The sequence below is a fragment of the Pedobacter suwonensis genome, from assembly GCF_900111825.1.
GTDB lineage: Bacteria > Bacteroidota > Bacteroidia > Sphingobacteriales > Sphingobacteriaceae > Pedobacter > Pedobacter suwonensis.
In genome coordinates, this window is sequence record NZ_FOJM01000009.1 from 209,146 (window position 1) to 221,000 (window position 11,855).

10 protein-coding genes are annotated in these 11,855 nt (G+C 38.0%); 8 read left to right on the forward strand and 2 right to left on the reverse strand.

Features of this window, described 5'->3' with window-relative positions; genetic code table 11:
* Positions 1–742: 742 nt before the first annotated feature.
* Positions 743–2,824: an FUSC family protein gene (locus BM107_RS13500; RefSeq protein WP_159435243.1), complete on the reverse strand. Its 2,082-nt coding sequence runs from the start codon at positions 2,822–2,824 to the stop codon at positions 743–745.
* Between the two features lie 270 nt (positions 2,825–3,094).
* On the opposite strand from BM107_RS13500, the gene BM107_RS13505 reads away from it, so the two are divergent.
* Together BM107_RS13505 and BM107_RS13510 are read left to right on the forward strand one after the other, a co-directional pair.
* Positions 3,095–4,075 (forward strand): SMODS domain-containing nucleotidyltransferase, encoded by a 981-nt coding sequence (locus tag BM107_RS13505; protein WP_090984146.1) that lies wholly within the window; start codon positions 3,095–3,097, stop codon positions 4,073–4,075.
* Positions 4,068–4,973 (forward strand): S-4TM family putative pore-forming effector, encoded by a 906-nt coding sequence (locus BM107_RS13510; RefSeq protein ID WP_090984148.1) that lies wholly within the window; start codon positions 4,068–4,070, stop codon positions 4,971–4,973. Before BM107_RS13505 ends, BM107_RS13510 begins: the two co-directional genes overlap by 8 nt.
* 114 nt (positions 4,974–5,087) lie before the next feature.
* Here BM107_RS13510 and BM107_RS13515 read toward each other — a convergent pair whose 3' ends face one another.
* Entirely contained in the window at positions 5,088–5,534 is a 447-nt protein-coding gene (locus BM107_RS13515) for a JAB domain-containing protein (protein ID WP_090984150.1), read from the reverse strand.
* 1,632 nt (positions 5,535–7,166) lie between these two features.
* Between BM107_RS13515 and BM107_RS13525 the strand changes: the two genes are divergently transcribed.
* The 6 genes from BM107_RS13525 (at position 7,167) to BM107_RS13550 (ending at position 11,855) form a co-directional block, all read left to right on the forward strand.
* On the forward strand, positions 7,167–7,901 hold the full coding sequence (locus tag BM107_RS13525; RefSeq protein WP_090504529.1) for a DUF6261 family protein: 735 nt from the start codon (positions 7,167–7,169) through the stop codon (positions 7,899–7,901).
* Positions 7,902–8,459: 558 nt separating this feature from the next.
* Positions 8,460–8,960, forward strand: coding sequence for a hypothetical protein (locus tag BM107_RS13530; protein ID WP_090984155.1), 501 nt, complete (start codon positions 8,460–8,462; stop codon positions 8,958–8,960).
* A gap of 116 nt (positions 8,961–9,076) precedes the next feature.
* Positions 9,077–9,454, forward strand: coding sequence for a nuclear transport factor 2 family protein (locus BM107_RS13535; protein WP_090984158.1), 378 nt, complete (start codon positions 9,077–9,079; stop codon positions 9,452–9,454).
* Positions 9,455–10,136: 682 nt separating this feature from the next.
* Complete coding sequence (locus BM107_RS13540) at positions 10,137–10,328, forward strand: hypothetical protein (RefSeq protein ID WP_090984160.1); 192 nt, start codon at positions 10,137–10,139, stop codon at positions 10,326–10,328.
* Positions 10,329–10,588: 260 nt separating this feature from the next.
* The gene (locus BM107_RS13545; protein ID WP_090984163.1) at positions 10,589–11,110 is read left to right on the forward strand and encodes a DUF2199 domain-containing protein; all 522 of its coding nucleotides are present in this window, start codon (positions 10,589–10,591) and stop codon (positions 11,108–11,110) included.
* A 70-nt stretch (positions 11,111–11,180) separates the two neighbouring features.
* Positions 11,181–11,855, forward strand: a complete 675-nt coding sequence (locus BM107_RS13550; RefSeq protein ID WP_090984165.1) for a hypothetical protein — start codon at positions 11,181–11,183, stop codon at positions 11,853–11,855.

The window sequence follows — 11,855 nt, forward strand, 5'->3', positions numbered from 1 at the left end:
CAACTTTATAAGATTCCCAATCAAGTTGGGAATGACGATCTTTACATAGGAATCTGTCATCCTGAGCGTAGTCGAAGGATCTTTTATGTACAAAAATTTTGAAAATTAACATTTGATACGGTCTTCGACTCCGCTCAGACTGACAAAAAAATTAAATTTATCTTCGAAAACCAGCACTGGATATTGTGAATAAACCTGATCCTATAACTATCGGATGAAATGGAAAGCCCGAAATCCCGATTCTTCATCGAGTGAGGACTTGGAATGGAAAGCAGGACTACAATCCGCCAAGATATACTGCCCTTTCATTTCCAAAAAAACAACTAAATTGGTCTATCGACGAGGTCTTCAACTCCGCTAACATCGACGTTATTTCAAAATCACTTATTAATGATCGACTTATGGAACTATGCATTTCCATCCAGCTAGGCCATACCACCAAATCTACGTTCTACTTAAATCCGGCCTAAGAAATTTTTCGGGTTCCAATGACCAGGCCCTGCCACTGGCTTTGAAAGAAAAATTTTCAGCCGGCATTTTATTAATGGTTTTCCATTGTTTTCATTGGTATTAATGAGCTCGGCAACGCCTCGGTTTTGTTACTTTTTGATGTCAAAAAGTAAGAGCCCTTCAGCGGCGGCGAGCCGAGGCAAGACTGCGCCGTAGAACAAGAACACAATTGTACGTCACTCATATTGATTTTACACCATAAATTATCCTTCAGACTGACAAGCAATCAAATTCACCCGAAAAAACAAGCACTAAACCGCTTAAATTCATCCGATAAAGCGGCAATGTGTGCCAACTTCTGGCTCGTAGAATGATCGTCATGATTTAAATCCCTAACATCAACACGCGGTAGTGCATGATTTTTTAATACAGTTCCCTTATTCAGGTTACTTATAATTTGTTTCACCAGCAACGCATTGGCCTGCCCCGGTTGATGATGACCCGAAAGGTATATAGATGTGATAATGGCATTAATCTGGTAAATGATAGCCTGTACATCATAAAGTCCATTAAAATCGATGTGTTTCCGCATCGGTTCCTGGCTGGCGGAATCAATCGCTTCGCTTAAGCCAGACAAACTTAAATTGGCATTTTTTCGCGCCATACGCGATTGATTCTCATTCCGGTCAACGTGGTTTTGAATGGCCACCTCCAGGTAACGGATACTGGCTGTAACCGCATCCGTAATTTTTGCCCTTAGCTGCTGGCTATCCCAAATTGGGAACAAATAGGTGGCAAAAATGGCAATCACGCAGCCCAGTACGGTGAAGATAATCCGGTCGTGCACCAGGTGATCGAAATGACCTTGATAACTGCCCAGTGTTAAAATAACCGCAGGGGTAATACACAGCACACTAACGGTATAATTTAAGCGGTTAAAGGCATAAAAACCAAGCAAGAAAACCACCGAAAAAGACAGCAGCACCGCCGGACTTTTCACAAAATAGATGATGATCAGTCCGATTACCACCCCGCCCATACTTCCTTTTAAACGCTGTAAATTCCTTTTCCAGGTAATCGAAAATTTAGGTCGCGCTACAATAACCAGCGTTAAGAAAAGCCAGTAACTGTATTTGCTCGGCTCCAACTGCCAGATGAGCAGGAAACCAAACAGGAAACAGATAGCCAACCGCAGTGAAAACCTAAAAATGGGCGATTTTAGCGTCAGGTGCTCCTTAATGGAAAAGCGATCGCCGGTAATAAAAAGGGGGTAAGAAATCTTTCCGCTCAGTTCCTGCAAGTGTTTTTCGGTGGCGCGCTCATTGCCCCTGATCATTTCAATAATCCGCACAATATCGTTCATGTTCGAAACCACCTTCAGCACAATTTTACGCTGGCTTTCGTTTAAACGTTCCATCTCCTGCAATAACACGATGCGTTGCTGCTGATATTCGATATTGGTGGCTACCTCACCTTTATAAGCCTTTGCCGAACGCACGTGCCTGCCCAACTGCTCCAGCTCTTTAGCCAGTAACCTGATCAAACTGGCAATCAGTTTTAAACTCGGGCCGGTAGCCAAAGTTTTTCGTACCAAAGCATAATCGTAATGTACCGCGTTCAACTGCTCATATAAATCAATCAGTAACCTCGCCCGCTCCAGCAACAACCGGCCTTTGGGGTTGTCGGGATTCATAGCATATTTATCGGTAAGCAGCAGGTTCCGGATCAGCTCGTGTTTCTGGTTTACCTTGATGTGCAGTTTAATGGCCTCCTTCTGTTGTGGATCAAGCGGTACATCCACATCATAATTTTTAGCCTTTGCATTTAAAAATGAGGCACTGCTCATCAGGCATTCGAAAATAGCATGGTGCAGCGAACGGTAAGGCCGTATCAAAATCTGGATCAGGCTGATGACATAATACCACACACCACCCAGCAAAATATAACTACTAAAGTACAGCGGCCTGGCCGGATGGAGCCCCATTACAAAGGTGCATACAATCAGGGCCATGGTACCAATCAACGAGAGTTTTTGCCCATATACCGCAAACATAGAACAGCCAAAAGCCGCCATAACCACCACTGCCGCGGTAAGGTATGGATGGTACAATACGGATGAAACCACCAAGGTGGCCAGGAAAAACACGATGATACTGGATAAGGCTGTTTTCAGTTTATTCAGCCGGTTATCAGGCAGATCGGTTAAACTGATTAGCAAAGCCCCAACCCCTATTCCTTTTGCCGCTTCGGGATTGCCCAGGTAAAAAAATAAAATAATGGGTAATACCACGGTAATGGTGGTGCGCAGGGCATCAGAAAAGTACTCGCCTAAAAAGAAGTACGAAATGGTAGAGCCGATGCTGTTTTTGCCCATGAATAGGATAATGAATGCGGATAAGGTGTTAAAAGCTGCAAAGATAACAGATTTATAATGCATGCATAGCAAATACTATGCAAAACCAGATACCGATTTGTTCTTTGGACTTAGAGGAGGTAGTTGTAAGTTATAACTTAATCTTCGTGTTACTCTTATGAAATCTTACTCAACTGTATGATCTTACTAAAAATGTGTAATTACGGTTTACCGTATAGTTATATGTTATTTCTTTTCCATATTAGCAAATCTAATTTTCAATATTTCTTTATGGCACAGACAGTAAATACAGCATTTAACGAATTCAATACCAACATTGTAAACCTTGATCCTAACAGAACGGACAGAGCAAATTCTAGTAGAGATTGGCTTTGGGAACAATTGAATAAATTGGATGACAAAGATGACTTAGATTTTCCTTTTAAATATAAAGAAAGGCATATAAAATATGGTTCCTTTGCAAGGAAAACTAAAATTAGAGAATTAGATGATGTCGATGTAATGTTTTGCCTTACTGCGAATGGCGCAACATATCTAAAACAATATGAAAATTATATTATTAATACCCCGAATGCAGGTAATAGATTAAGGCTTTTATCAGATAATGACATTTTAAATTCAACCAAAGTTGTAAATAAGTTAAAGCTCTCACTTGCAAAAATTGAACATTATAAATCCGCCAAACTTCACAATCGAGGAGAAGCCGCAACTTTAGATCTTAATTCTTATGAATGGGTCTTTGACATTGTTCCCTGCTTCTATACCGATACTGATTTATATTTAATTCCCGATGGAAATGGAAACTGGAAATCAACTGACCCGAGGGTAGATCAAAAATTAGTCACTGAAGTAAATCAAAAAAATCAAGGTAGAGCCTTGCAACTTATCAGAACGCTTAAATATTGGAATAGGTACAATTCTACACATACAATTACTTCTTACCTATTTGAACAAATAGTCATTAATTTCATAACTACATCTCAATTGGGTCAATGGTTAGATTTTGATATAAGAGATTTTTTTTATTATTTGTCAGTACACATCTACTATGCTGTAAATGATCCAAAAGGAATTCAAGGAGATTTAAATTATCTAACTTACGAACAGAAGAAAGCAATATTAGAGAAGTCAAGTTGGGCTTTTGATAAAGCAAAAGAGGCAGTTAGCGCGGAAACCCAAGAAAAAAATCAAGAAAAAGCAATTAACAAATGGCGCGAAATATTTGGCTACAACTTCCCTAAATATGAATAATGGAAATCAAATATTGACGGCTCAAAATCTGGATATAAATATAGATAAATTGCTTGCCCAACGTAGATTATATTCAAATGCAAAAATATTACAATATTTCTTGCTTTTGATGACTATTCTAGTTCCAATTTTTTTGTCGATTATTACAAACTTTACTGCTTTAATAATAAATGAGAAGGGTTGGATTTATGTAACATATTCGATCATCGTGTTAATTTTTGAAAAAATGGTTGAAAGTATTATTGATCGTCATAAAAAAATAGCAGCCTCAATACAAGAAAAATTTGATATAGATGTTTTAGGAGTAATAGAAAACGAAACACTAAACCTAGTTCCAATAGACTTTGATATTATCCGATCAAACTCTATAAAAGATAAATTAGATCCTCATAAAGTTTTAAAGGTGACAAACTGGTATTCAACCAAGATTGGCTTGTTACAAACTAATGTTGCGATATTATTTTGTCAAAGAATGAATATATGTTATGACTTTTCAATTAAGAGGAAATATAATAATTACTTGGTAGTGATTTCTATATTGACTTTTTCTTGTTTACTGGTATTTTCTCTTTTAAATAATTTCAGTATGCAAAAGTTTATTGTCGAAGTAATCTTTCCCTCATTACCAATATTTGTGTTCACGTATAAAGAAATATCTACGAATTTAGAATCAATAGATAATCTTCAAAAACTAAAAGAAATTATTGAAAAAGAACTAGATCAAGCTGATCTACAAAATGACATTGATATTGAAAAAATAAGAAGGATACAAGATAGAATATATAATAATAGAATTTTAAGTCCTCTAATTCCCAATTTTATTTATAATATATTATGGACAAGGCTAGAAGATGAAATGAATTATTCTGTTGAAAATAGAATAATTGAATTACAATAATTTTATCGAGATAGATTTCTTTACTGCGTCGCACTCCGGTCGTATGACGGGAGGGAGCGTAAAAGCCATAAACACTAAAAAGATAGGGCTGTCTCTCAACAGCCCAGTAGAATTTTAATCCCTATACCCATCTCTAAAACTATAATGCGTTTGCGCATTACAGATTACATAATCGATAATTTCGATGTTTAGCTTTGCGCAGGTATTAAAACAGGTGCTTACAAAAAGTTCGTCGAGGGGGTTAACCTTAATGCTTTTCACATCGCAATAGTTTACCACCAGTACACCATAAGCATTACAGGCAATAGCCAAACCCGCCAGTTGCTGTATGCAGTTAATCGGTTTGGCCTGTTGCTTTAGTTTGTGCCAGCAAAAAACCTCGTGGTTTTGGTTTACAAACAGTACATACCAATCGCATTCTTTATTAGATGATGGTTTGCCACGGAGCTGTTTTAAAAATTGAATTGAATTTTGCGCCAGGTTTACATTAAAAGGCCTTTTGAGTGTGCGATAACTAAACTCCAGTTTAGATAAAGTAATTTGATTTTTTGTTAGGTGCATTTTGCGAAAAATTTAAATACAGCCCAACTGTGTTCGCGATATAAATATAGCAAAATTTTACAATTAAGCTGCTAAAAAACAAATTAAAAGAAGAATTAAATTTGTATACAGATATATTAACTACCGGATAGACCCTGAAATAAATTACCTTCGGTGAGCTCGCTTAAGGCTCGGTTTACTGCGTAGCTTTCCGCTGCGCTACAGGTCAGGGTGACGATCATCTTCAATATACTACTTCTTCTTTCTGCGCCTGCCCAAGCATTATTTTTGCCACGGAAGCACGAAGAATACGGAAAAACTTTAATTTCCTCCGTGATTTCTGTGTTTCAGTGGCTAATTAATTTTTGCACATGTTATAAAAGCGGACTTCCCTACCACCGCAACTGCCCTGCCCTTCAGTTCGCAATGATATGCCTGGAAATTTCTCCATCCGATTATCCGTCATTTCGAGCGGCGCACAGCGAAGTCGAGAACCCGAAGGCTCAGCGAAGCTAAATCTTTTAAAGTTGCATGTAAAACCCAGTTCAAAGATTTCTCCACTGCGGTCGAAATGACGATACGCCTAGAGATTTGCTATAGAAATTTCTCCATCCGATCATCCGTCATTTCGAGCGGAGCGCAGCGAAGTCGAGAACCCGAAGGCTCAGCGAAGCTAAATCTTTTAAAGTTGCATGTAAAACCCAGTTCAAAGATTTCTCCACTGCGGTCGAAATGACGATACGCCTAGAGATTTGCTATAGAAATTTCTCCATCCGATCATCCGTCATTTCGAGCGGAGCGCAGCGAAGTCGAGAAATCTTTTAACATAGTCCAAAGATCTCTCTCCCGAACGTTCGGGACTGCGCTACAGTCGAGATGACGACCAATTTTTGATACATAAATATCTGCTAAAAGATTGCTTCACGCCACTACAATAGCCCTTCGCTTCAGTTCGCAATGACGACACCAAACCTCAGTCTTCGGTCTTTCCAACTTCTGACTATAACTTGTGTCCTTTGCGCCTTTTTCTCTGTGCCCTTTGCGGTTAAAAAATTCGCAATGACGAAGCAGAGTATTTAATTATCAATAACCAGACTTCAATGAACAGGTAGCGACCGCATATTGAACGATCGCGGTAAAGCACCAAACCTCGGTCCTCCGACTCCGGACTACCGACTTCAGACTAAAGACTTTCTCAAAAATTTCTTTGCCAGTAACTAACCTTTTCGTTATCTTAGTCATATCCCTTTAAACCGGGCGGCAGTTTTTCTACCTCCACGGTTATCAAAAATCATCCCTACATTTTATTAACGGGTTTTATACCCATAAAATTAATGCGTTATGAAAATAACAGGAATGATCAGGGAACCCCCGCGTTCTGCAACATGCTGTAACCGCAGCACAAAAACATTTAAAAAACCATCTCTTTTATTTAAAAGGGGCAAATTACTTTGAAACCTTGCTGCAGTGTGCGGCTAACGATTAAAGTTTCTTTGAAATGCTCCTGCAGTGTGCAGCAAACAATCGAAGTTGTTTTGAAACCTTCCTGCAATGTGCAGTGGCTAATTAAAGTTACTTTGAAACCCTCCTGCAGGTTGCAGCAGTAAATCAAAGTAAAAAACACAAAAAACATCAACCATTAAATTAGACCTTATGATTAACTCCATCGTATTACAACCGCTCAGAAACAGCGAGTATATTCAGTTTTTAACCGATACCTTAAACATTGTATTGAAAAATGATCCGAAAGCGCTCAATGTTAGTGCGCAGTATGATGCATTGCGCACCGCAACCGACAATGTGGAGAAGCTTTTCAAAATTAGTCAGGCCAGTTTGGTAACGGCCGAGATAGAGGCTTTAGATAAACGGCGCGATGATGCCATAAACGGTATCAGCCTGCAGGTACAAAGTTTAGTTTACAGTGCAGATCCGGTAATAAACCAGCACGGCAAAACACTAAGTGCCCATTTGGCGCTATTTGGCAGCAGCATAGCCAGAGAGAATTACCAGAGCGAAACCACCATATTGCGCAACATTGTTAACGATTGGAAAAACAAACCCGAACTGCAAGAGGCGGTAAAGGCTTTAAACCTGGGCAACTGGCTAAACGAATTAGAATCGGCCAATAACGATTTTAACCAGGCCTATATTAAACGGAATGAAGAACTGGCTGCCGCACCTACCGAAAAGCTGCGCGAGTTACGCAATACTACCAATAACTTATATTATAAACTGCGTACACGGATTAACTCTAACTTCGATATTAACGATGGTGCAGAACCCTGGGCCAGTACCGTAAACCTGATTAACCAGCACATTGGCAACTATGCCCTACTGCAAAACCGCCGTGCCACTACAACAGGAGTAGAACCACCGGTGGTAAGCTAAGTGTTTTCAACTTTAAAATGCACACGGGTAATCAGCTATCTGTGTGCATTTTTGATGTGTTATCGGTGCTATGAGGGATAATTTATTTTATAAAAATCAATTTGAATGACAGATAAATCAGCAAATTGAAAGGCCAAGAGGCATCGTCATTGCGAGAAGGCTTTTTCAGCCGACGAAGCAATCTTACAACGATCGCTACTAGCGTGCGCATTAAGATTGCTTCGTTCCTCGCAATGACGATTTTTCTATTGGAGTCTGTTAATGGTAGTACAGCCTTCTCTAGCGCAAGTCTTAGCACTGAGGCCAATGCGATGGCCTGACTTGTGCTTTATAAATAATTTAAGGTAAAATTATCTATCAAAATTTCAAAAAGCACATGTCAACCCAACCCTGCTATCCCGCTAAGACTCGCGCGAGAATAGGTGCTATTTTCACATACAAATGTGGGCATACAAGATTGCAAATCACTATGAAATGTGATATATTCGCTACACTAAAAAGACCTATATGCGCTCATCCAAATTTATTCTTACCACGATTTTTACTTTAACAACAATAATGGCTTTCAGCCAATCGCCTAAACGAGCGATTAAGAAACTTGGCGCAGAGCCAGTTTACTTTATGGATAGCGTTAATGTTGACAAAGGTGAATTGATGAAATATGATCCGAACAGTATAGCGATTGTTACAGTTTTGAAAGGTGAAGAGGCCATGAAGATATTTGGTGAGAATGGCAAGGATGGAGCTGTATATATCGAAACAATTTCATTCGCTAAATCAAGATATTGGAAATACTTTCGCAGCAAATCGCCAGAATATGCAGCTTTATTACCCGTTGCTAATCAAGACACTACCATTCAGTATATCCTAAACGATAAAGTACTGGATAAGAATTTTGAGGGTAATTTAGCCTTAATTAATGATAAGGTTTTTAAAGAGATCAAAGTATTAAACAAAGAGGAGCTTCAGAAACAGTATGGTATACAGAACAAAGAAGCAGGAGTTGTCATTAAATCTGAGACACCAGAAGATCTACACAATGGGAAAAAGAAGTTTTAACCTAAGTTTGTGCAAACCTTTTATCACTTGCACAGATAACCGAATACTTATATCTTTAATGCAACATTCAATTTAGCACGAAGTAAACATTATATAGCTTGAGAATAACCAATACTATGCCTTTAAAAGAAGAAATCGTTAGAAACTATGTTGAAGCCTATAACAACTTCGATGTAGACAATATGGTGATAAACTTTGATGAAAACGTAGTTTTTGAAAATGTTCAGAACAATGAAACCAATATGTCGCTAAAGGGTATAGCCGCTTTTAAAGAGCAGGCAGAACAGGCAAAAGCATATTTTAAAACAAGGGAACAACGCATTAAATCAATCAAACATGCTGCACAGCAGGTAGAAATAGAAATTGATTATTATGCTATATTGGCTATAGACCTTCCCAATGGTCTTAAAGCAGGCGAGGCAATAAATCTTTCGGGTAGGTCTGTTTTCTTATTTGAAAGCGATAAGGTTATTAAGTTAACGGATATAAGTTAGGTATTAAATTGATGATAATTTAAAAACATGGAGGCTATTTTAACTATCTTATTTGAACTCGTTATCAATCAATTATTATTGAAGTGGACATTAAAAAGAGAGCAACGCAAAAGACTATAACTATGGTGACTCTCATTATTGGGCAAGTTAGCTTTATTTAATTAGCGTGTAAATACTTACCTAAAAAGATTGCTGCATGCCACAACCACAACCCTGCCCTTCAGTTTGGAATGACTAAATTTTCCAGACTGCTTTCTTTGTGTTGTTAGGGGTAAAACGCAATACCGAAAAAGATTCCCGCATACGCGAGAATGACGATCGAGTGGAGCTTAATTGAAGATCAACCAACTTTACGTTCTTTGCGCTCATTTTCTCTGTGACCTTTGCGGTTAAAAAATTGCCCAAACCTCCGACCTCGGTCACCCCACTCCTGACTGGAAAAAAGATTGCTTCACGCCATCACAACAATCCCGCCCTTCGGTTCGCAATGACCTACCCTTTCAGACTAACTTATTCGCCCTCATGCTGCTTCGTGTTCTCTGTGCCTTTTCTCCGTGACCTTTGTGGTAAAAAAATGCTCCCAAACATCCGACCTCGGCCACCCAACTCCCGACTAATTTAATCATTACCAAAACAATTGCCTTTTAAAACGGATTATATTAATACACCAATAACATTTGATATGAAAACGAAAATAATAATTTTAGTAGCCGCATTTGGTTTAGCATTGTCAGCATGTAGTGGTAAAAAAGCCGATCAGGAAAATGCCGACAGCATGTACAAATACACTGATACCAATAAGGTAGTTGATAGTACCAGTACCGATGCTGTAGCAGATTCGACCACCAATGCCCCTGCTGATGTAAAACATTAAAGACAATAAACAAGCAACTAGCGCTCATGCCAAAAAGTATGGGCGTTTTTTATGATTCAACAAAAACAATCTGCTTAAGTTAGGTTCACGAGCACAAAGCGCTCATCTCAAGATTAATTTGCTTATAGATTTATCCAATTTATTCGTTATTGGATTATAACCTATTGTATAATTATCACATAATCTATATTTACCGTTTTACCTACTTTGTACTCTTCTCCATAATGCATATCTTTCATTCAAATTAAATTAATCAGTTAATGAGTCAGCTCTCCACTTATACATGCCATACCTGTGGTGAAATACATTACGATTGGCCTGCACTTGCGTTCAACTCACCTTTACATTATGATAATCTACATGAGCATGATAAAGAAACCATTGCAACTTTAAGCTCTGATTTTTGTACGATAGAAGATGGGGAAGACATTGACAGATTTATCCGTTGTACCTTATTGCAGCCTGTTAACGATCATTGTGACGACCTTCAATATGGTTTGTGGGTATCGTTAAGTGAAAAGAGTTTCGAAGATTATAAGAGTAATTTTAATAATGAGAACCATGAGGTAACTTATTTCGGCTGGCTATGCAACAATATACCAGGCTACCAAGACACATTGAGTATTCCTACAACGGTTTACACCCAGAAAGGCAATAATCGCCCATTAATTATTCCACATGAGGATTTTGAGCATCAATTTGTTCAAGATTATTATGGAGGAATTCCTAAACAGGAAGCTGAGAGAAGAATTAGCGAAATGATTGGTTTAATAAATGACTAAAGAAAACAAGTTATGCCTAGCGCTGATCACCGTTGAAATAATATTATACCTCAATCAACCTTAACGCTCAATGAATCCATTCTCTATTACTTTAACAGCACTATGGATCTATCCTATTTTAAGCTTAATCTTTTTTGCATTAACTAAAAAGATACCCAAAATAAGGCAATGGGTGCTTAAAATTTCAATTATATTAACTGTTTTAACCATTTTAGCTTTATTATTTAAGCTTTCAACGATATCGATAACGGTAAACTGGTTATTGGTTTCGGCTTTTTACCTCTGCCTATCGCTTATATTATGGTGGTCGCAATTTCAGCCGAATAAATTCTTAAAAATTACCGGCACTTTGCTCATGATAGGCACTTTTGGAATAGGTTATCTTTCGGGTACACTTGGTATTTTGGGCGTAGGATTTATTGTCGCAGATTTCGAAACTGATAAAGTAAAAAAATTGGACGATGACATTATTTATAAAGAATATTCCATTGGAAATGCCATTTCTGATTACAGGGGTACACGTGTAGAAATTTATAAAACTGTTGCATGGTTACCTGTTTTTGAATACCAAATAATCAAAAAGGAATATTACAATGTAATTGCCTATCCAGATGAGATCAAAGTTAGCTACGAACCTAACAAACATATCATTTATCTATCTGCCAACATAATTTCACTAAATGATGGTGGTAGAGAAAAATGGAGTGATAGCATAAACTTAAATAAACGAATAACGAGATACTAA